Origin of the sequence: Streptomonospora litoralis (assembly GCF_004323735.1) — a bacterium.
Classification (GTDB): domain Bacteria; phylum Actinomycetota; class Actinomycetes; order Streptosporangiales; family Streptosporangiaceae; genus Streptomonospora; species Streptomonospora litoralis.
In genome coordinates, this window is sequence record NZ_CP036455.1 from 3694988 (window position 1) to 3714922 (window position 19935).

Below are 19935 nucleotides of genomic sequence, written 5' to 3' on the forward strand. Positions count from 1 at the left end.
CCTACCCCCGCCGGGCCGGGCGGGCGAAGTGCCATCCGTCGGCGCGCAGACCGGGGATGATGCGGTCGACGGCCGCGACCGTCTGGCTGCGGTCGCCGCCGCCGTCGTGCAGGAGCACCACCGAGCGCGGCGTGATGCCCTCCTCCAGGCGGCGGACCAGCTCGTCGGTGCCCGGCGGCACCCAGTCCTCCACGGCCAGGCTCCAGCCCAGCGGCTGCATGCCCAGTTCGGCGGAGACCTCGGGCGTCTGGCCCCAGGCTCCGTAGGGCGCGCGGAAGTAGGGGATGCGGGCGTGCGGGACCGCGTCGCGGATCGCGTCGTTGGTGGCGCGCAGGTCGGCGCGGATGTCGGCGGGCGACCACGTGCTCATGTCGTCGTGGCGCATGGTGTGGTTGCACAGCGTGTGCCCGGCGGCGGCGATGCGCCGCACGATTTCCGGATGCTGCCGCACGTGCTCGCCCCACAGGCAGAACACGGCTTTGACGCGGTGCTCGCGCAGCACGCCGAGCAGGCGGGGGGTGTCGTCGGGGTCGGGCCCGTCGTCGAAGGTCAGCGCGACAGCCTTGCCGCCGCGCTGTGTCGAGTCGACGATCTCCGCGGTGGCGGGACCGCCGGGACCGTGGTGGCCGTGGTGCGCATCGTGGTGGCCGGGACCGTGGTGGCCGTCGTGGCCGTGGCCGCGGTGGTGTCCGTCGTGGCCGTGGTGGCGCGCGGGCGTCTGGCCCGCGTGCGCCGGCGCCACGGCGCAGAGGGCGAATCCGATGGTGAGCAGGGACACGAGCACGCGCCCCCGCGTACGCGAACGTCCGGAAGTGGTCGTCACACAGGTCTCCTCAGCCGCGACACACGGTTCCGGAAGTTTCCGGAATGTGAAGGCAACCTAAAGAGCGCCGTACCGCCGTGTCAACGACCCCGGGGCCGAAAATCCCCGCCGCGGCCCGCCACGCCCGGCCTCACCCCGAAACCCTGCCCGGCACGGCCGCCGTGCTGTCGCGGACGACCAGTTCGGTGGCCAGCTCGACCCGCGGACTCTCGATCGCCTCGCCGCGCACCAGCCGGTGCACGGTGCGCACCGCGAGCCGGCCCATGTCCGCCAGCGGCTGGCGCACCGTGGTCAGCGGGGGCGAGGCCCACCGCGCCTCTGGCAGGTCGTCGAAGCCGATCACGCTGACGTCGGCCGGCACGCGCAGCCCGCGCCGGCGCAGCGCCTCGTAGACGCCCAGGGTCATCTGGTCGCTGGCGGAGAACACGGCGGTCGGCGGGTCGGCGAGGCCGAACAGGTGCTCGCCCGCACGAAAGCCCGACTCGTAGTCGAACTCGCCGGGCACGACCAGGTCGGGGTCGACGTCGAGCCCGGCGGTCTCCAGCCCGGCCCGGTAGCCGTCGAGGCGGGCGCGGCTGCACCACAGCTCGGGCCGCCCGGCGACGAAGCCGATGCGCCGGTGCCCGCGGCTGATCAGGTGGTCGACGGCGCTGAGGCCGCCGGCCCAGTTGGTCGAGCCGATCGTGGGCACGGCCAGGTCGGGCACCCCCACGGGGTCGATCACCACCGCGGGCACGTGCAGCTCGTCCAGCTCCGCGCGCAGCGAGGAGTCCAGGTCGGTGGTGACCAGGACGGCGCCGTCGCTGGTGCGCGAGCGCACGTTGCGCAGCCACTGCCGGGTGGAGCTGGCCCGCCGGTGGATCGCCGAGACGACGATGCCGCTGCCCGCGTCGTGCGCCGCGTCCTCCACCCCGCGGATGATCTCCACCGCCCACGGACTGTCCAGGTCGTTGAAGACCAGATCCAGCAGCCCGACCATCTCACCGGCCTTGTCGCCGGCCTTGCTGCCCCGGCGGCGGTAGCCGCGTGTGCGCAGCAGGCCCTCGATGCGCTCGCGGGTGGCCGGAGCCACGTCTCCCCGGCCGTTGAGGACACGCGAGACGGTGGGCGCGGACACGCCCGCCTCCGCCGCGATGGCGGAGATGGTGACGGCTGCTGGGGACGGGGAATCGGCCACTGCTCCTCCTTCGTACCTACCCAGAGTACGGACACAGCGGGCCGGGGATGCCGGGCGGGCGGCCGGCGCCGGCCGCCCTGCGGGGCCTCGGGGGATTGACGCCCCTGTCCAGGAGCGCTTACTGTCCTTCGACGCCGTATCACGGAATTTTCCGGAAATTAACAACGGCAGACCGAATGGGAGTCCCCCCGATGAAACCCATCCGCATCGCCACCACCGCCCTGGCGGCAGCCGCCCTCACCCTCCCGCTGGCAGCGTCGCCGGCCTCCGCCGACTTCTCCTTCGGCGGCGGGCACGGCTGGCCGCCCGACCACGCCAACGGCAAGTTCCAGAAGTTGCGCTGGGCCGCGCCGCACGACTTCTACATCGGCACCGCCGTCGCCGGCGGCGGCCACCACGAGGAACAGAACTACCCCGACCCCTTCACCTCGGACCACAAGTACCGGAAGAAGCTGGCCCGCCAGTTCAACTCGGTCTCCCCCGAGAACCAGATGAAGTGGGAGTACATCCACCCCGAGCGGGGCGAGTACAACTTCGAGATGGCCGACCGCATCGTCGACTTCGCCGAGCGCAACGGGCAGGTCGTCCGCGGCCACACGCTGATGTGGCACAGCCAGAACCCGGCGTGGCTGGAGGAGGGCGACTTCTCCGACTCCGAGCTGCGCGCGATCCTGCGCGACCACATCACCACGGTCGTCGGCCGCTACAAGGGCCGGATCCAGCAGTGGGACGTCACCAACGAGATCTTCGACAGCGAGGGCAACCTGCGCACCGAGGAGAACATCTGGCTGCGCGAGCTGGGCCCGGGCATCATCGCCGACTCCTTCCGCTGGGCGCACCAGGCCGACCCGCATGCCGAGCTGTACCTCAACGACTACGGCGTCGAGAGCATCAACGCGAAGAGCGACGCCTACTACCAGCTCGCCAAGGACCTGCTCGCCGACGACGTGCCGCTGCACGGATTCTCCACCCAGGCCCACCTGAGCCTGAACTACGGCTTTCCCGGCGACCTGGAGGAGAACCTGCGCCGCTTCGACGAACTGGGCCTGGGCACGGCCATCACCGAGATGGACGTGCGCATGGACCTGCCGGAGAGCGGCGAACCCACCGAGGCGCAGCTGGAGAAGCAGGCCGACTACTACCGGCAGGGATTGTCGGCGTGCCTGGACGTCGAGGGCTGCGACTCCTTCACCATCTGGGGCTTCACCGACAAGTACTCCTGGGTTCCCGTCTTCTTCGAGGGCCAGGGCTCGGCAACGGTGATGACCGGCGACTACACCCGCAAGCCGTCCTTCTTCGCGCTGCACGAGGAACTGCAGGAGGCGAAGTGGGACGACTGGTGGCCGTGGCGCAACGGGCGCGCGCACTGGGGCGACGGCGACCGCGACGGGCACGACGGGCGCGGGCACGGCGACCACGGCCGCGGCCGCTGACCGGCCCACCCGGCGCCGCAGCCGGCCGCGCGCGGTTCGCCGCTTTCCTGGGCAGGGGGCGGCGAACCGCGCGGGCCGCCGGGCGGACGCAGGCCGTCCGCCCGCCGACGCCCGCCCTTCGACTCACGGCTTGACGGCGACGCCGGCGTGTTCCCAGATGGTCTTGCCGGGGATCTCGACCGGGTCGACGCCCGGCTTGCGCCAGGTGTCGCAATCGACGAGCCGGGCGGGCTCCGCGTCGTCCGGCGCGGGGGACACGAGGTCCAGGCCGGCGACGGCCGCCTCGCACTCCTTGGAGGAGCGCACCCGCCCCCACGGCGCGCCCGAGGCGTGCACGCGGCGCGTGAATTCGTCGGCCGCCTCGGGGGTGTCGGAGCACAGGTGCGAGTAGACCAGTGCCGAGCCGGAGGGGAACGGGTCGAGGTAGCGCCGGACCAGGCCGAAGGGGTCGTCCTCGTCGGGGATGCAATGCAGCAGCGAGACCAGCATCAGGCACACCGGCTGCGCGGTGTCGAGCAGCCGACGGGTTTCGGGGTCGTTCATCACGGTCTCGACGTCGCTCAGGTCCGCGGTGATGACCGCGGTCGTGTCGTTCTCGACGAGCAGCGCGCGGGCGTGCGTGAGCACCATCGGGTCGATGTCGACGTAGACGACGCGGTTCTCGGGCGAGTTCCGCTGGGCGACCTGGTGGGTGTTCTCGACTGTAGGGAGTCCGGAGCCCAGGTCGAGGAACTGGCCGATGCCCAGGTGTCCGGACACGTAGTCGACGGCGCGGGACAGGAAGGCGCGGTTCTGGTGGGCGAGGACGGTGGTCCCCGGGTTGGTCTCCTCGACGGCGGCGGCGAGTTCGCGGTCGAGGGGGAAGTTGTCCTTGCCTCCCAGCAGCGCGTCGTAGGCGCGGGCGACGGTCGGCTTCGACAGGTCCAGTTCGGCAGCGGGTGAAGGGGACCGGGGTGCATCGCTCATCGGGTCTGCTCTCTCCTGTTCGAGGGGCTGGGGGAGGATCGCGCGGTATGCGAGCCCCGTCTTCGAGAGAGACTACGGGGCCCCGGCGGCCTCTACGGGAGATTCCGGCGAATCCGGCCGCGCCGGAACCGCCGCCGTGTCAACGGTGCGCGCAAGCACTTGCGGCGCCGGTCGCCGCAAGGCGCTGGAGCCCTGCCGGGGCAGCGGATCAGGCTGGGCAGGAAGCGGAAGGAGGGCTGCTCGTGTCCGCCGAAGCGCCTACCGGCTCACCTCGCGTGGTGTCGCTGTCTTGGGGCCGCATGGAGGTGGAGGGCGTGGGCACCGGCAAGGACTTCAAGCTCCACCCCGCCGGCGGCCGCCCCTGGGATTGGAACGAGACCGGAACACGGCACTCCCCCGGCGTCCTCCCCGCCGACGTCGAGGAACTGCTCGACCGCGGCGCCGCGGTCGTGGTCCTCTCCCGCGGCATGCAGGAGCGCCTGGGCGTCGACCCGCGGACACTGGAGCTGCTGGAGTCGCACTCGATCGAGGTCCACACGGCCGAAACCACCGAGGCGGTCCGCATCTACAACGCCCTCGCCCCCACCCGCCCGGCCGGCGGCCTCTTCCACTCGACCTGCTGAGTCGCTTCGGCCGCCTCATCGGCGGGGAGCACCGGCCCTGGAACGTCGAGCGGTGCGCCATGTGGTCTCGCGGGGGCGTGTCAGGCCCGTCTCACGGCCGCTCGGAGGCGGGGCCGGGCGGTTCGCCGGATGCGGCTCGGGCGGCGCGGCCCAGGAGGAGGTCGCGTTCGCGGGTGTTGGCGGTCAGGGAGGCGGCCTTCTCGAATTCCGCTCTGGCCTCGGTGCGGCGGTCCAGGGACTCCAGTAGATCGGCGCGGACGCTGGGGAGCAGGTGGTAGTCGCGCAGCGCGGGAACGTCGGACAGCTCGTCCACGAGTTTCAGCGCGGCGGCCGGGCCCTCGGCCTTGGAGAGCGCGACCGCGCGGTTGAGCGCCACGACCGGTGAGGGCTGCACGTCCAGCAGCCGGGTGTAGAGCGAGGCGATCATCGGCCAGTCGGTGTCCTCGTAGTGCACCGCTTTGGCGTGGCAGGCGGCGATCGCGGCCTGCAGGGAGTAGGGGCCGCGTCCGGCGCGCTGCAGGGAGGCGAAGCCGCGGTTGATCAGCATCCGGTTCCACTTGGTGCGGTTCTGGTCGGCGAGCAGCACCGGCTCGCCGTCGACACCGGTGCGGGCTCCGGCGCGCGACGCCTGGAACTCCAGCAGCGCCGCCAGTCCGTGCACCTCCGGCTCTTCGGGCATCAGGCCCGCGAGGACGCGCGCCAGGCGAAGGGCGTCCTCGCACAGCGCAGGACGCAGCAGGTCGTCTCCGGCGGTTGCGGAATAGCCCTCGTTGAAGACGAGGTAGACGACCTCCAGCACCGAGGCCAGCCGCTCGCCGCGCTCGGCGCCGTAGGGGACCTCGAAGGCGACGTCGGCCTTCGCCAGGGTCCGCTTGGCGCGCACGATGCGCTGGGCGACGGTCGGCTCGGCGGCCAAGAAGGCGCGGGCGATCTCCCGGGTCGTCAGCCCGCCGAGCAGCCGCAGCGTCAGCGCGACCCGCGCCTCGGTGGACAGCACCGGATGGCACGTGGTGAAGATCAGCCGCAGCACGTCGTCGTCGATGTCGTCGGCGTCGGCCGGGTCGTCCGCCGGCGGCGTTTCGGCGAGCGACCGGCCGACCTCGGCCAGCTTGCGGGCGTAGGTCTCGCGGCGGCGGACGAGGTCGATGGCGCGGCGCTTGGCCGCGGCCATGAGCCAGGCGCCCGGCTTATCCGGGACGCCCGACTCCGGCCACTGCTCCAGCGCCGCGACGACGGCGTCCTGCGCGATCTCCTCGGCGATGCCGACGTCGCGCACGACCCGCGTGACACCGGCGATGATCCGCGCGGACTCGATACGGAAGACGGTCTCCACCGTCTCCGCTGTGTTCCTCTCGCTCACGCCTCGATCTCAGCATCGACGCCCGCGCCGGGCAAGCACGGTGTGCTCACTACTCGGCGATCTCGCGGACCTCGACCGACGTGGTCGGCTCGTACCGCCCCTGGACCTCCAGGAAGCGCCGCGCCCACTCCAGGGCCTCCGCCTTGTCCTTGGCCTGGATGATGGTGTACCCGCCGACGACCTCCCGGCTTTCGGTGAACGGACCGTCGGTGTAGTGGGCCTTGTCGCCCGACCAGGTGACCTTGGTGGCCTCGGAGGTCGGGGCGAGCTCGGCCATGTCCAGCACCACCCCGGCCTTGGTGATCTCCTCGTAGAGCTCTCCCATGCGCTGCTGGAGCTCGGCGCTGGGCGCCTCGGCGGGGCGGTTCTGCTCGTCGTGGTAGCTGATGCTCAGAAAGCGCGGCATGGTGGCTCCTCGCTCGGGTGGGGCGGGGGCTCTCCCCGCCTCTCACCCGGTGCGTCGAACGGGGAGGCGCAGGATCGACAGGCGCCGCGAAATTTTTCCGGCGGGTCCCGCGGCGGCTCTATGGCGGAGCCGGAGCGCCGCGGCGCTCCGGCCAGCACCCGCGGCCGACGCGGGCCGACCGGACGCGCTGTGTCGCCGGACGAACACCGAGCGCATGGCCTGCGCTTTCCGCCGACCGCTTGCCGCAGGGTGGGAAATACCCGATAATCGGCCGTCCTTGTGTCGCGGAAAAAGAGGCCCTATCTCCCGATGAGCGATACGGCGCCCCCTGCCCGGAAAAGCTCGGAGCGGAACACCAAGACCAGACTGGGCGGTGCATTCTCCCGATTCTGGGCGGGCTCGCTCTCCAGCAATCTCGCCGACGGGGCCATGCTCACGGCGTTGCCCATGGTGGCGGCCCTGCTCACGAACGATCCCCTGCTGGTGTCGGGGCTGATGGTCGCCCGGTTCCTGCCCTGGCTGCTGATCGGATTGTTCGCCGGTGTTCTCGTGGACCGCCTCGACCGGGTGCGGATCATGGTCGTCGGAAACACCGTTCGCGGCGGTGCACTGGCATTTCTCGCGGTGCTGGTGGCAACCGGGCAGGCCACCGTCTGGTGGCTTTATGCCGTGATGTTTGCGGTGATGCTCTGCGAGGTCTGCTACGACCTCGCCGGGCGATCGGTGCTGCCCGACGTGGTACCGCCGGGAACGCTGGACCGCGCCAACGGCCGCCTGGAGGGCGGCAAGATCGTCGCCGAGCAGTTCGCCGGTGCTCCGCTGGCCGGCTTCCTGTTCGCCGTCACCGCCGCTCTGCCCTTGGCGGCCAACGCGGGCGCCTATCTGCTCGGTGCGCTGGTGCTGCTGGGCATGCCCCTGGCCGTGCGGCGCCCGCCCGGGTCGAAGAAAGCGGAGAGTGCGGACGGCGGCGGTGTGCGCTCGGTCTTCCCCGAGATCGGCGACGGGATGCGGGTGGTTTTCGCCGATCGGCGGTTCCGCGCGGTCGTGCTGCTCATCTCGGCGGTGAACCTCGCCCTGATGGCGCAGGCGAGCATCCTCGTACTGCTGGTCCAGGAACACTTCGGCGTTCCCGCAGCCCTGTACGGTGTTTTCCTGGCATCCGGAGCGGTGGGCGGCCTGCTCGGCTCGCTCGCGGTCGGCCCGATCGCGGGCCTGCTCGGCCGGTTCGCCACGGGAGCGACCTGCTATGCGCTGATGGGCGTGATGTCCGCCGCCTTCGCGCTCTCGCCGCACCCCGTCGTCGCCGGTGCGGCCTGGTGCGCGGTCGGTTTCACCGCAGCGGTGGCCAACGTCGTCGCCGCCGGCGTCTGGCAACTCGTCGTGCCTCGGCACCTGCTCGGCCGCGCGCTCTCGTGCATACAGACGGTGGGCACCGGGGCCTCCCCGCTAGGCGCCGTAATCGGCGGGCTGCTGGGCCGCGTCGACCTGCGCCTGCCCTCGCTGGCGGCCTGCGCGACGATCGTGGTGGCCGTGGCACTGACCGCCCCGGCGCTGCGCGCACTGGCCGGGCGCGCCGATTCCGCCGAGCGGGCGGCCTACGAGAAACCCGAGGAACCCGGGGACGGATCCGCTGCCGCACAGGCCCCGCTGCGGTCCGCCCACGACGCGCGGCACGACTGCGCGGGAGATTCCGCGCGCGGGCGGCCGCCGCCGGGATCCGCCGGCGGCTGAGCCGCGTCTCCGGGATGCGGCGGCCGTGCCGCCCGAGGGCCGGTCCGGGGCCGCCCCGCTCCCGGTGCGCCCGCGCGCTCACCGCCCCCGGTCAGGGCTTGCGGGCCACGCCGCAGTACTGGTCGGCGTCGCGCGCGGCGTCGGCGGTCTCGTCCGGCCGCCAGCGCGTCGCCGAGACCACGCCGGGGTCGAGGAGGTGCAGCCCCGTGAAGAAGCCCGCGAACTCCTCGGGGCTGCGCAGGTGGTACGGCAGTGCGGCCGTGGCGTTCCACCGCTCGGCGGCCTCCACCATCTCGGGGCTGGTGCTGCTGCCGTCGCACAGGGCGAGGAAGCTGCCGGAGGGCAGCGCGTTCATGTAGCGGGCGACCAGTTCGTGGGCCTCTCCGGTGTCGGCGATGTGGCCCATCGTGCCCAGCACGGTCAGCGCGACGGGCCGGGAGAGGTCGAGCAGCGCGGCGGCGCGCTGCAGCACGGCCTGCGGGTCGCGCAGATCCGCGTCGACGTAGTCGGTCGCGCCCTCCGGTGTGCCGACCAGCAGCGCACGGGCGTGGGAGAGCACCAGCGGGTCGTTGTCGACGTAGACGATGCGCGACTCGGGCGCCACCTCCTGCGCCACCTGGTGGGTGTTGTCGCGGGTCGGCAGGCCGGTGCCGATGTCGAGGAACTGGCGGATTCCCTCTTCGCGGGCGAGGTGCGTGACGGCGCGGATGAGGAAGGCCCGATCGGCGCGGGCCGCTTCGACGATCTCCGGATAGGCGGCGAACACGTAGTCGCCGACCTCGCGGTCGGCCGCGTAGTTGTCCTTGCCGCCCAGCCAGTAGTTCCACACCCGTGCGGAGTGGGCGACGGTCGTGTCGACACCGGCCGGAGCCGGTCCGGTCTCGGAGGTGCTGTCCATGGTGTCCCTCCCGGGGGCGTCGCGTCCGCCGCCGATTCGGCGGAGCGATCCGAAAGTCTGGCCCGCGCGGGCGTTCGGCGCAACAGGCGGGTTCGCGGGACTGCCCACCGGACGGGCGAAGGGGGGCAGGCGAGGCACGGTGCGGGGGCCGGGAGGACACGAGCGCAGCGCGCACACCGGCGTGGGCGCGGACATCGGGGACAATCGGGCGCTCGCCGCATCCCTTGCAATTCCGCGGTTAGCTACTTATTTTAAGTATGTGACTATCTCAACAGCTACCGGAGGCGGCGGCGCCGGAGCATCGGACGCTGCGCCCTCCCGGGTTTCCCACGACCAGGATTGCGACGTCTTCCAGGAGGTGCTGGAACTCGTCGGGCGCCGGTGGATGGGGGTGATCCTGTTCGCCGGTGCACGCGGGGCCCAGCGATTCAGCGAGTACCGCAGGTTCATCGGCGGCATCTCCGACCGCATGCTGTCGCAGCGGCTGAAGGAGTTGGAGTCCCTCGGCCTGCTGGAGCGCGAGGTCGTGCCCACCACGCCGGTGCAGATCCTCTACCGCCCATCGCCGCGCGGCCGCGGCCTGCTGGACGCGCTGGAGCCATTGGTCAGCTGGGGGCACGCGCACCGCGAGGACGGCTCCGCGGCGCCGGAGGACGAGCGCGTCGGCGCGGGCGCGCCGACGCGCTAGACAAGTCGTCGGCGGGTCTTCCGGGCCGGCTGCGAGCTGCCAAGGGCCCCTCTGGAGCGACCGGACGGGCGTTCCGTGTGGGGTTCTACGGGGGCGCCTCGGGCGGAGCCGGGCACCTTCGTCGTAGCCGCAGGTGCCTCCGACGACTCCCGCCGGCGATCTCGGGCCGCCGCGCCTGCCGACGAGAAAGGGCGGCGGCGGGCGCCCCTCCCCGCCGCCGCCCGGCATCAGCGCCGGATGCGCCGCATCATCCGGTGGGCAGCTCGGCGCGCTTGTCCTTCCCGGCCAGGCGGGCGAGCAGGAAGTCGACCTCCTCGCGCGCGGTCGGCGACAGCGGGGCCGAGGGCCGCCGCTGCGCCTCGCTCGCGAGGATGCCGCGGCGCATGAAGACGTACTTGCGCACCGCCAGCCCCGCCCCCGGCTGCTGCTCGTAGCGCAGCAGCGGCAGGTGGGCGTCGAAGAGGTCGTGGGCGGCCTCGCGCTCGCCGCGGGCGGCCAGTTGCACCAGTTCCACGAGCATGTCGGGGAAGCAGTAGCCGGTCATCGCGCCGTCGGCGCCCCGCTCGGGTTCGAAGTCCAGAAACAGTCCGCCGTTGCCGCACAGGATGGACAGCCGCCGCATCGACCCCTCGGCCTCGAAGCCGCGCAGCGCGGAGATCTTCTCCAGACCCGGCCAGTCCTCGTGCTTGAGCATGACGCAGTTGGGGTTCTCCTCGGTGATAGCGCGGATCACCTTAGGCGCCATCACCACCGAGAAGGTCAGCGGGTAGTCCTGGATGACGAAGGGGATGTCGGGCCCGATCGCCTGGGCGGCGTTGCGGTAGTAGGCGATGATCTGGTCGTCGGTGCGCAGCGAGTTGGGCGGCGCGATCATCACCCCCGCGGCTCCCGCGTCCATCACCTCCCCGGCGAGGGCGCGCATGGCCGCGAATCCGGGGGCCGAGACGCCCACCACGACCGGAACACCGGCGCGGGCGACGACCCGCGAGGCGACGTCCACCGCCTCGGCGTGCTCCAGTTTGGGCGCCTCGCCGAGTTGGCCCAGCACGGTGATGCCGGAGACGCCCGACTGCAGGTAGAAGTCGGTCAGCCGGTCCAGCGAGGTGCGGTCGAGGGCTCCGTCGTCGTGGAAGGGGGTCGGCGCGATCGCGAACACGCCGCGCTCCGAAGCGGTGATCGGCACGGTTCTCCTTTGCGGGTCGGGTGGTTGCCGAGTGGGATCGGTGACGGTCGGCCCGGGCGGGGCCCGAAGCCGGAAGCGGGCTCTAGAACTTGGGTTGGCGGTACTCCTGGACCGGGTCGCTCCCGCGCAGCACACCGAAGTCGCAGCCCTGCGGCGCCTGGCCGACGTTGTCCACGAAGATGCGCCCGTAGCCCCGGCTGTAGTGGGCCGGGGGCGGTTGCCACGCGGCGCGGCGGCGCCGCAGTTCGTCTTCGCCGACGTCCAGCGTCAGGGTGCGGGTGTCGATGTCCAGCTCGATCATGTCGCCGTCGTGCACCAGCGCCAGGGGGCCGCCTACGGCGCTCTCCGGTGCCGCGTGCAGCACGACCGTGCCGAACGCGGTCCCGCTCATCCGCCCGTCGCTGATACGCAGCATGTCGCGCACGCCCTCGCGCAGCAGGCGCCGGGGAATGGGCAGGTTGCCCACCTCGGGCATGCCGGGGCCGCCGACGGGGCCGGCGTTGCGCAGCACCAGCGCGCTGGAGGCGTCGACGTCCAGCTCCGGGTCGTCGATGCGCGCCTTGAGGTCGTCGACGTCGGAGAACACGACGGCGCGGCCGCGGTGGCGCAGCAGCGCGGGATCGGCGGCGCCGTGCTTGATCACCGCGCCCTCGGGGGCGAGGTTGCCGCGCAGAACCGCGATGCCGCCTTCGGTCCGCACCGGATCCTCCAGCGGGCGGATCACCTCCGCGTCCTCCACGCGCGCTCGGGCGACGCTGTCGGCGAGGCTGCCTCCGGTCACCGTCGGCGCGCCGCCGTGCAGCAGCGGCAGCAGGCGGCCGAGCAGCGCCGGTACGCCGCCGGCGTTGTGCAGCTCCTGCATCTGATAGCGGCCGGTGGGCTTGAGGTCGGCCAGCACGGGCGTGCGGCGGCTGATCTCGTCGAACAGCTCCAGCGGCAGCTCGACCCCCGCCCGTCCGGCGATCGCGGGCAGGTGCACGACGGCGTTGGTGCTGCCGCCCAGCGCGGCGAGCAGCGTCAGCGCGTTCTCGAACGAGGCGCGGCTGAGGATCTTCGAGGGCCGCAGGTCCTCCTCGGCCAGGGCGGTCGCCCGCCGGCCCGCGGCCTGGGCGTGCTGGAGCCGGCGCGCGTCGACCGCCGGGATGCTCGCGTTTCCCGGCAGCGCCAGGCCCAGCGCCTCGGTCAGCGAGTTCATGGTCGATGCGGTGCCCATGACCATGCAGTGGCCGGGGCCGCGCACGATGCCGTCCTCCAGCGCCCGGTAGGTGTCGTCGTCGATCTCGCCGGCGCGGTGCTCGGCCGTCAGCCGCCGGCAGTCGGTGCAGGCGCCGAGCGTCTGGCCGCGGAAGTGCCCGTTGAGCTGCGGTCCGCCGCTGAGGGCGATAACCGGGAGGTCGGCGGAGATCGCGCCCATCAGCGCGGCGGGCGTGGTCTTGTCGCAGCCGACCAGCAGCACCGCGGCGTCCAGCGGCTGGGCGCGCAGCATCTCCTCGGTGTCCATCGCGGCGAGGTTGCGGTGCAGCATGGAGGTGGGCGCGAGGAACGTCTCGCCCAGCGAGATGGTCGGGAACTCGACCGGGGTCCCGCCCGCCTGCCACACCCCCTGCTTCACGGCGTCGCACAGGGTGCGGAAGTTGCTGTGGCAGTTGTTCAGGTCGCTGAAGGTGTTGCAGATGCCGATGAGCGGGCGCCGGATGCTCTCGTCGTCCAGGCCCGTGGACTTGGCCATGGCCCGGTGGGTGAACCCGGCGACCCCCTCTTCGGCGAAGAACTGCTCGCTGCGCCGTGCCGATTCCACTACCGCTCCCCCTTCGCCGTCTCCACCGTCTCCACCGTCTCCGCCTCCGGGCCGCCGTCGGGCCGGGGCCGCTGCCGCTGCGCCTCGCGCGCCGCGCGTTCGACGACACTGCGCAGCGGCAGGTCCAGTGCGCGCGCGGCGGCGGCCGCGTCGTCGTACTCGGGCTTGGCGTGCCAGGGCCCGTGTTTGACGCGGATGCGGCGGCCCTCGACCTCGACCTCGCACGTGCTGCGCGGCAGGGCGCTGCGCGACACCGGCGTGCGGCGCACGCCCAGGCTGCCGGTCTCGCGCAGCACCAGCTCCTCCAAGCCGGACGCCTGCTCGGGACGGCACAAGACATGCACGGTGTGTGCGGGCCGCCCCTTCTTCATCACGACGGGCGTCGCCCACGCGTCCGCCGCGCCCTTCTCCAGAGCCGACTCGACGACATGGGCCAGCGCCTCCCCGGTGACGTCGTCGACGTTGGTCTCCAGCACCACGTGGTGCTCCGCGCCGCCGCCGTCCGCCGGGGCCGCGGCGCCGACCGGCTCGCCCAGAGTGGCCTGCAGGACGTTGGGCCGGTCGGCCAGCTCCCGGCTGCCCGCGCCGTAGCCGGTGGCCCGCACCACCATCGGCGGGGGCGGGCCGTAGGAGGTCCCGGCGGCGCCCAGCAGCGCGGCTCCGGTCGGGGTGACCGTCTCGGCCGCGATGCCGGCGCCCACCACCGGCACCCCTTCCAGCAGGGCGAGCGTGGCCGGCGCCGGTGCGGGCAGGTACCCGTGGGCCGTGGCCACGGTGCCCCGGCCCAGCACGGGCGGCGCCGAGACGACCCGCTCGACACCGAGCAGGTGCAGGGCCGCGGCGGTGCCGACGGTGTCGACCACGGTGTCCAGGCCGCCGATCTCGTGCAGGTGCACGTCTTCGGGGGCGGCGCCGTGCAGCCGCGCCTCGACGCGGGCGATCGACGCGATCGCGGCGGCGGCCAGGCCGGCCACGGGTTCGGGGCGTGCGCGGCGGGCGTGGTCGAGCAGCACCCGCGCGGGCCGGGCGGTGGCGGTGTCCTCCACGGTCACGACGGCCCGCGTCGCGCTGACGCCGTGCTCCGCCTCGCGGCGCGCCTCCAAGCGCCAGCCGTCCAGCCCGGTGGCCTCCACCGCGGCGGTGATCTCCGCGGCGGGCGCGCCCAGGTCGATCAGCGCGCCCAGCAGCATGTCGCCGGACACCCCGGCGGAGGGGTGCAGCCACAGGATCACTCCCGCCCCCTCTCGACCGCGGCGGCGATGCGGTGGGCGGCCATCGCGGCGCCGAAACCGGAGTCGATGTTGACGACGGTGAGCCCGGCCGCGCACGAGCTGAGCATCGCCAGCAGCGCGGTCACCCCCTCCAGCCCGGCGCCGTAGCCGGTGGAGGTGGGCACGGCGACGACGGGATGGGCCACCAGCCCGCCGACGACGCTGGCCAGCGCCCCCTCCATGCCCGCGACGACGATGAACGCCTGGTGGGCCTGCGCCTCGCCGACGCTGTCCAGCAGCCGGTGCAGCCCGGCCACGCCCACATCGCGGTAGACACCCACGCCCAGCCCCACCGCGCGCGCTACGGCGGCCGCCTCGGCCGCCACCGGACCGTCGGCGGTCCCCGCGGAGAGCACCGCGACGGAGAACGCGCGCGGCCGCGCCGGGCGCCAGGTCACGAGCCGGGCCCGGGCGTCGTAGGAGCCGCCGGGGTGGGCGGCCAACACCTCGTCCGCGGTTTCGGGGTCGGCGCGGGTGACCAGCACGGGCCCGGTGGCCGCGCTCAGCAGTTCGCCTACGATCGCTGTGATCTCGGCGGGCCGCTTGCCGGGCGCGTAGACGCACTCGGCGACGCCCTGGCGCGCCTCGCGGCCGGTGTCGACGCGGGCGAACCCGAGGTCGGTGAATCCGGCCCGCTCGGCGTGCCCGCCGCCATCCCCGTTGACGCTGGTCACCGTGCACCTCCCGCGGCCGCTCCGCCGGCGTCCACCACCGGCAGCAGCGCGTTGAGCCGCCCACCGGAGAAGCCGCCCAGGTCCACCGCGCAGAAGGTGAACCCGCACGCCAGCACCGCCGGCTCCAGTTCGCCGCGCAGTTCGGCGGCGCGTTCGACCTGCGCGTGGGGCACCTCGATGCGCGCGACGGTGCCGCCCGCGTGGGCGCGCACCCGGGCCACCGGGAAGCCGTGTGCTCGGACCGCCTGCTCGGCGGCCTCGATCCGCTGCAGGATCTCGGGGGTGACCGGGTCGCCGTAGGCGACGCGGGAGGCCAGGCAGGGGGCGGCCGGCTTCTCGGCGGTGCCCAGTCGCAGTCCTCGGCTGGCCCGGCGCACCGCGGCCTTGTCGAGCCCGGCGTCGGCCAGCGGGGTGACGGCGCCGCGCTGGGCGGCGGCGCGCTGGCCGGGGCGGTGGTCGCCGAGGTCGTCGAGGTTGGTGCCCACGGCGACGGCGGCGCCGGGAAGCAGCGCCCTCAGCGGCGCCAGCGCGTCGAACAGCGCCGATTTGCAGTGGAAACAGCGGTCGCCGCCGTTGGCGACGTAGTCGGGGCGCTCCCCCTCATCGGTGCACACCTCCAGATGGGCGATGCCGTGCTCGGCGGCGAAGTCCCGTGCGGCGCGGCGCTCGGCCGCGGCGAGGCCGGGTGAGACGGCGGTGACGGCGAGCGCGCGGGCGCCCAGCTCCCGGTGGGCGGTGTAGGCCAGCAGCGCGGAGTCGACGCCGCCGGAGTAGGCGACCAGCAGGTGTTCGTGGTTGCGCAGCGACGCGCGCAGCCGCTCGACGGCGGCGTCGGCGGATTCGGCGGCGGCCCGCTCGGCGGTGGCGGCTTCGGCGGCGCTCATCGCGGGGCCCCTTCCGCCGATTCGGCCGCGGCCGCCGGTGACGCGGCCGGGTCGGCGTCGCCCAGGACCGCGGTCAGCGCGCCGCCGATGCCCAGCTCCCGCGCGACGCCGCGCAACTCCGCGCGGACGCCCTCCGACAGCGGGACGCCGTTCCGGCGGCGATGGTCCGCACGTTCGGCCTCGGGTTCGCCGGGCAGGTACACGCGCCCGTGGCCCTCGGCGGCGGGCAGGGCGGCCACCTCCTCGGCCAGGCTTCCGACACGCGACGCGAACTCGTCGGCGGGCAGGAACACCTCCGGGCTCATCGCCAGGAAGAAGTGCCCCAGGTCCTGGGGGTGGTCGTCGTTGTCGTAGAGCGGCGGGATGTGCGGCCCGTGGCGCGACCCCGACAGCAGCGCGGAGAGCACCTCCACCAGCAGCGCCAGTCCCGACCCCTTGGCACCGCCCAGCGGCAGCAGGGAGCCGTCGAGGGCGGCGGCGGGATCGGTGGTGGGCGCGCCCTGGCCGTCCAGCGCCCAGCCCAGCGGAATCGACTGCCCGTTCTTGCCCGCCAGGATGATCTTGCCCTTGGCGACGTGGCTGGTGGCCATGTCGAAGACGATGTCGGGGCGGCCTCCGGGGGTCGGCACCGCGTAGGAGACGGGGTTGGTGCCGAAGTAGGGGTCCTTGGCGCCCCAGGGGGCCATGGCCGCCGGTGCGCTGGTCGTGGCCAGCGCGACCAGCCCGGCGCGCGCGGCGCGGGCGGTGTAGTGGGCGAGCATGCCGCAGTGGTTGGAGTTGCGCACGCTGACCATGCCCACGCCCGACTCGGCGGCCTTGGCGATCGCGGTGCCCATGGCCTGCTCGGCTGCGACGATGCCGGGGCCGTTTCCGGCGTCCAGCAGGGCGCTCACCGGGGTTTCGGTGAGGACCCGGCGCCGGGGGCGGGCCTCGACCAGGCCCAGCCGGAGCCGGTGGACGTAGATCCCGGTGCGGCTGACGCCGTGGGAGTCCACGCCCCGCAGGTCGGCCTCGACGAGGTGCGCGGCGATCGCCTCGGCGTCGGACGCGCTCAGTCCGGAGGCGGTGAAAATCGCCGCCACCAGTTCGCTCAGCCCTTCGGGTTCGACGCCGGCGGTCTGCCCGTTGTCGACGGTCATGTGCTGTTCCCGCTTTCGTGTGGTGGTGTGGTGATCGGTCGGCCGGGGGCAGGCGTCCGCGCGGCGGGCCGGGCGCGGACGGCGCCCGGCCGGTGTCACGGCAGCAGCCTCCCCCCGGAGTCGAACCGCAGTTCGGGGGTGCGCTCGGTGACCTCGGCCTCCTCGTTTTCGGCGACCTCGGCCAGCACCGGGTCGGAGACCCACATTTCGTCGAGCGCGAGGGTGTTGTCGATGACGGCGAGACGCACGTCGGCCTCGCGCTCGGGCCGGAGCATGTCGCCCATGGCCGCCAGCACGGCCGCGTCGTCGGGATAGGTCATCGGCACCGCGGCGCGCTGCGGACCGCCGCTGGTCAGGCAGTTGAGGTAGGTGGCGCCGCGGTCGACGGCCCGGGCCAGGCGCTCGGTGGTGAAGTCGGCCAGGCCCATCCCGGTGGCGTTGCCGTGGGAGTCTTCGGCCAGGTCGAGTACCGCCAGGCAGCGGATGCGGGGGCGCTCGGGCTCGGCCATGCCTTCCAGCCGCAGCCGCCCGATCACGTTGGTGTCCATGCCGCAGCCGCTGTAGGACTTGCCCATCTCGCGCACCACGAGGGCGTCGAGGTCGTCGACGGGCAGCCGCGGCAGCAGGCGGCGGGCGCTCTCCAGCAGGCGCGCCTCGCCCTCCGCCATGCGGCCGGCGTCCAGCGCCTCGATCGCCGCCAGACCCTCGTAGGGGTCCTGGACCAGGCCGAGGCCGCCGATCAACGGAACGCGTGCCATGACCGCGGAGCTGATCGCGGCGATCGCGTCGACCATGCTCGCCCAGCCGAGCCGGTGCACCATGGCCGCGCCGCGCGCCCGGCCCGCACCCACCGAGAGCATCTTCAACAGGCCGCTCTCGTGCGGCCCGTGGAAGGAGGTGTGCGGTTTGATCCGGTTCACCGCTACGACGGCGTCGGCCGTGGCGGCCTCCTCCGCGAAGTACACCGGCAGCCCCGGCAGCGGGTCGCCGGTTTCGCCCAGGTCGGCCACCCGGTCCGAGCAGACGACGGGTGCGCCCAGCGCCTCCTCGGTGATGCCGAGGCTGTCGAGCACGTCGCGCTGGCCGGCCGGGGTGCCGCCGCCGTGGCTGCCCATCGCCGCGAACAGGAAGGGGCGGCAGCCGCGGTCGGCGGCCGCGCGCACCGCGCCGCGCAGCACGCCGACGACCCCGCCGATGCCGCGGCTGCCCGCGGTGAAGGCCACCCGCGCCCCGGCCGGTACGGCTCGGCGCTCCAGCAGGTCCGCCACCTCGGCGCGGGCCCGCTCTTCGGGGTCGGGCAGGGCCGCCGAAGGCAGGCTGCGCCGGATGCGGTTGAGGGGTACCGACCTCATGCGCCGACCCGCTCCCGCTCGCTCTCGGGGATCCGCCGGCGCAGCCGGCGGGCCAGCAGCGGCGCCAGCAGCGAGAGCGCGATGAGTGCCATGAGCACGACCGAAAGCGGCCGGGACAGGTAGTAGCCGAGCATGTCGCCCTGGGCCATGACGACCGACTGGCGCAATCCCTTCTCGGCGATGGCGCCGAGGATGAGGCCCAGCACGATCGGTGCCGGGGGCACTCCGACCTTGCGCAGCAGGTAGCCGATTCCGCCGGCCGCCAGCATCACCCACACGTCGGCCATGCTGTTGTTGACCGAGAAGCTGCCCACGACGCACAGCGCCACGATGACCGGGACGAGCACGCCGATCGGCACGCGGGTGGCACGCACGAAGTAGCGGGCGCCGAGGATCGCGATGACCCCCATCAGCAGGTTGGCCAGCAGGAAGCCGAGGATGATCGCGTAGGTGATGCCGCCGGACTCGGCGAACAGCTGGCCGCCGGGCTGCAGCCCGTGGATGAGCAGCCCGCCGAGGATGACCGCGGTGGCCGACCCGCCGGGGATCCCCAGGGTCAGCAGCGGGATCAGGGCTCCGCCGGTGACGGCGTTGTTGGCGCACTCGGCGGCGGCCACGCCCTTGATGGACCCCTTGCCGAACTCCTGCTTCTCCGCCCCGCGGGCGAAGCGCTTGGCCTCGTTGTAACCGACCCAGGAGCCGACGTCGCCCCCGGCGCCGGGCAGGAGGCCGACGAAGACGCCGATGCCCGAGGAGCGCAGGATGGTGGCGGCGATCCGCCGCAGCTCGGCCAGCGTGGGCATCGCCCGCCCGCGCAGGCCTTCTGCCATGCCTTCGGGGGCCGCGCCGCGCCCCTCGGCCAGTACCAGCACCTGGGAGAGCGAGAACAGGCCGATCAGCGCGGGCACCAGTTCGACGCCCGACTGCAGGGCGGTCGTACCGAACGTGAAGCGCGGGTAGCCGGTGAGGATGTCGATGCCGATGGTGGCCGCGAGCAGGCCCAGCGCGCCGGCCGTGAATCCCTTGAGCAGCGAGCCCGCGGACAGGCTGCCGATGATCAGCAGCCCGAACAGCGCGATCAGGAAGTACTCGGGAGCCGAGAACGCGAGTGAGACCTCGGCCAGCGGCGGCGCGAGCAGCAGCAGCGCGAACGCGCTGACGATGCCGCCGGTCATGGAGGCCAGCGCGGAGACGCCGAGCGCCTTGGCTCCCTTGCCCTGCAGGGTGAGCTGGTACCCGTCCAATGCGGTGGCCGCACCGGCGGGCGTGCCCGGGGTGTTGATCAGAATGGCCGAGAGGGAACCGCCGTAGGTGGCGGCGGCGTAGATGGCGGTGAGCATCGCGATGCCGGCCACGGGGTCCATGCTGAAGGTGACCGGCACCAGCAGCGCGATGCCCATCGTCCCGCTGAGTCCGGGCAGGGCGCCGATGAGGATGCCGCCGACGACTCCGGCGGCGACGGCGAGCAGAACGGCCGGCGTCAGCAGGTTGGCCAGCGCTTCGGCGAGCAGTGCGGTATCCATAGGTGC

Annotated in this window: 18 protein-coding genes; 4 read left to right on the forward strand and 14 right to left on the reverse strand. The window is 73.4% G+C overall.

Features of this window, described 5'->3' with window-relative positions; translation table 11 throughout:
• Position 1: 1 nt before the first annotated feature.
• Both EKD16_RS15545 and EKD16_RS15550 read right to left on the reverse strand, forming a co-directional pair.
• The gene (locus EKD16_RS15545; RefSeq protein ID WP_207391316.1) at positions 2-823 is read right to left on the reverse strand and encodes a polysaccharide deacetylase family protein; all 822 of its coding nucleotides are present in this window, start codon (positions 821-823) and stop codon (positions 2-4) included.
• A gap of 130 nt (positions 824-953) precedes the next feature.
• Complete coding sequence (locus EKD16_RS15550) at positions 954-2000, reverse strand: LacI family DNA-binding transcriptional regulator (RefSeq protein ID WP_131099050.1); 1047 nt, start codon at positions 1998-2000, stop codon at positions 954-956.
• Between the two features lie 191 nt (positions 2001-2191).
• Between EKD16_RS15550 and EKD16_RS15555 the strand changes: the two genes are divergently transcribed.
• Positions 2192-3433, forward strand: coding sequence for an endo-1,4-beta-xylanase (locus tag EKD16_RS15555; protein WP_131099051.1), 1242 nt, complete (start codon positions 2192-2194; stop codon positions 3431-3433).
• A 123-nt stretch (positions 3434-3556) separates the two neighbouring features.
• Here EKD16_RS15555 and EKD16_RS15560 read toward each other — a convergent pair whose 3' ends face one another.
• Positions 3557-4399 carry an SAM-dependent methyltransferase gene (locus EKD16_RS15560; RefSeq protein ID WP_131099052.1) on the reverse strand — a complete coding sequence of 281 codons (843 nt, stop codon included), beginning with the start codon at positions 4397-4399 and terminating at the stop codon, positions 3557-3559.
• Between the two features lie 278 nt (positions 4400-4677).
• On the opposite strand from EKD16_RS15560, the gene EKD16_RS25835 reads away from it, so the two are divergent.
• Positions 4678-5022 carry an Mth938-like domain-containing protein gene (locus tag EKD16_RS25835; protein WP_207391317.1) on the forward strand — a complete coding sequence of 115 codons (345 nt, stop codon included), beginning with the start codon at positions 4678-4680 and terminating at the stop codon, positions 5020-5022.
• A gap of 91 nt (positions 5023-5113) precedes the next feature.
• Here the strand turns inward: EKD16_RS25835 and EKD16_RS15570 are convergent, their stop codons facing one another.
• Complete coding sequence (locus EKD16_RS15570; RefSeq protein WP_131099054.1) at positions 5114-6382, reverse strand: RNA polymerase sigma factor; 1269 nt, start codon at positions 6380-6382, stop codon at positions 5114-5116.
• Between the two features lie 49 nt (positions 6383-6431).
• Positions 6432-6788: a YciI family protein gene (locus tag EKD16_RS15575; protein WP_131099055.1), complete on the reverse strand. Its 357-nt coding sequence runs from the start codon at positions 6786-6788 to the stop codon at positions 6432-6434.
• A 309-nt stretch (positions 6789-7097) separates the two neighbouring features.
• Here EKD16_RS15575 and EKD16_RS15580 point away from each other — a divergent pair, with 309 nt between their 5' ends.
• Positions 7098-8519 (forward strand): MFS transporter, encoded by a 1422-nt coding sequence (locus tag EKD16_RS15580; RefSeq protein WP_131099056.1) that lies wholly within the window; start codon positions 7098-7100, stop codon positions 8517-8519.
• Between the two features lie 91 nt (positions 8520-8610).
• Here EKD16_RS15580 and EKD16_RS15585 read toward each other — a convergent pair whose 3' ends face one another.
• Positions 8611-9417: an SAM-dependent methyltransferase gene (locus EKD16_RS15585; protein ID WP_131099057.1), complete on the reverse strand. Its 807-nt coding sequence runs from the start codon at positions 9415-9417 to the stop codon at positions 8611-8613.
• Positions 9418-9676: 259 nt separating this feature from the next.
• On the opposite strand from EKD16_RS15585, the gene EKD16_RS25840 reads away from it, so the two are divergent.
• On the forward strand, positions 9677-10105 hold the full coding sequence (locus tag EKD16_RS25840; protein WP_207391318.1) for a winged helix-turn-helix transcriptional regulator: 429 nt from the start codon (positions 9677-9679) through the stop codon (positions 10103-10105).
• Between the two features lie 247 nt (positions 10106-10352).
• Here EKD16_RS25840 and EKD16_RS15595 read toward each other — a convergent pair whose 3' ends face one another.
• From EKD16_RS15595 to EKD16_RS15630, 8 genes are all read right to left on the reverse strand, one after another.
• Entirely contained in the window at positions 10353-11288 is a 936-nt protein-coding gene (locus EKD16_RS15595; RefSeq protein ID WP_131099059.1) for a dihydrodipicolinate synthase family protein, read from the reverse strand.
• Positions 11289-11370: 82 nt separating this feature from the next.
• Positions 11371-13086, reverse strand: coding sequence for an IlvD/Edd family dehydratase (locus tag EKD16_RS15600; protein ID WP_131099060.1), 1716 nt, complete (start codon positions 13084-13086; stop codon positions 11371-11373).
• The gene (larC, locus tag EKD16_RS15605) at positions 13086-14318 is read right to left on the reverse strand and encodes a nickel pincer cofactor biosynthesis protein LarC (protein WP_131099061.1); all 1233 of its coding nucleotides are present in this window, start codon (positions 14316-14318) and stop codon (positions 13086-13088) included. The genes EKD16_RS15600 and larC overlap by 1 nt, the downstream gene beginning before the upstream one ends.
• Positions 14315-15031 carry a nickel pincer cofactor biosynthesis protein LarB gene (larB, locus tag EKD16_RS15610; protein WP_131099062.1) on the reverse strand — a complete coding sequence of 239 codons (717 nt, stop codon included), beginning with the start codon at positions 15029-15031 and terminating at the stop codon, positions 14315-14317. Before larB ends, larC begins: the two co-directional genes overlap by 4 nt.
• Entirely contained in the window at positions 15028-15915 is an 888-nt protein-coding gene (larE, locus tag EKD16_RS15615; protein ID WP_131099063.1) for an ATP-dependent sacrificial sulfur transferase LarE, read from the reverse strand. The genes larB and larE overlap by 4 nt, the downstream gene beginning before the upstream one ends.
• Entirely contained in the window at positions 15912-17054 is a 1143-nt protein-coding gene (locus EKD16_RS15620) for an Ldh family oxidoreductase (protein WP_131099064.1), read from the reverse strand. The genes larE and EKD16_RS15620 overlap by 4 nt, the downstream gene beginning before the upstream one ends.
• Before the next feature lie 95 nt (positions 17055-17149).
• Positions 17150-18406: a hypothetical protein gene (locus EKD16_RS15625; protein ID WP_131099065.1), complete on the reverse strand. Its 1257-nt coding sequence runs from the start codon at positions 18404-18406 to the stop codon at positions 17150-17152.
• Complete coding sequence (locus tag EKD16_RS15630; protein WP_131099066.1) at positions 18403-19929, reverse strand: tripartite tricarboxylate transporter permease; 1527 nt, start codon at positions 19927-19929, stop codon at positions 18403-18405. Before EKD16_RS15630 ends, EKD16_RS15625 begins: the two co-directional genes overlap by 4 nt.
• Between the last annotated feature and the right edge of the window lie 6 nt (positions 19930-19935).

Excerpts from the sequence above, each read along its gene's own strand:
- EKD16_RS15580 (WP_131099056.1), top strand. The coding sequence starts at position 7,098 with ATGAGCGATACGGCGCCCCCTGCCCGGAAAAGCTCGGAGCGGAACACC.
- EKD16_RS15560 (WP_131099052.1), bottom strand. The coding sequence starts at position 4,399 with ATGAGCGATGCACCCCGGTCCCCTTCACCCGCTGCCGAACTGGACCTG.
- larE (WP_131099063.1), bottom strand. The coding sequence starts at position 15,915 with ATGAGCGCCGCCGAAGCCGCCACCGCCGAGCGGGCCGCCGCCGAATCC.
- EKD16_RS15625 (WP_131099065.1), bottom strand. The coding sequence starts at position 18,406 with ATGAGGTCGGTACCCCTCAACCGCATCCGGCGCAGCCTGCCTTCGGCG.
- EKD16_RS15555 (WP_131099051.1), top strand. The coding sequence starts at position 2,192 with ATGAAACCCATCCGCATCGCCACCACCGCCCTGGCGGCAGCCGCCCTC.
- EKD16_RS15585 (WP_131099057.1), bottom strand. The coding sequence starts at position 9,417 with ATGGACAGCACCTCCGAGACCGGACCGGCTCCGGCCGGTGTCGACACG.
- EKD16_RS15575 (WP_131099055.1), bottom strand. The coding sequence starts at position 6,788 with ATGCCGCGCTTTCTGAGCATCAGCTACCACGACGAGCAGAACCGCCCC.
- EKD16_RS15630 (WP_131099066.1), bottom strand. The coding sequence starts at position 19,929 with ATGGATACCGCACTGCTCGCCGAAGCGCTGGCCAACCTGCTGACGCCG.
- EKD16_RS15620 (WP_131099064.1), bottom strand. The coding sequence starts at position 17,054 with ATGACCGTCGACAACGGGCAGACCGCCGGCGTCGAACCCGAAGGGCTG.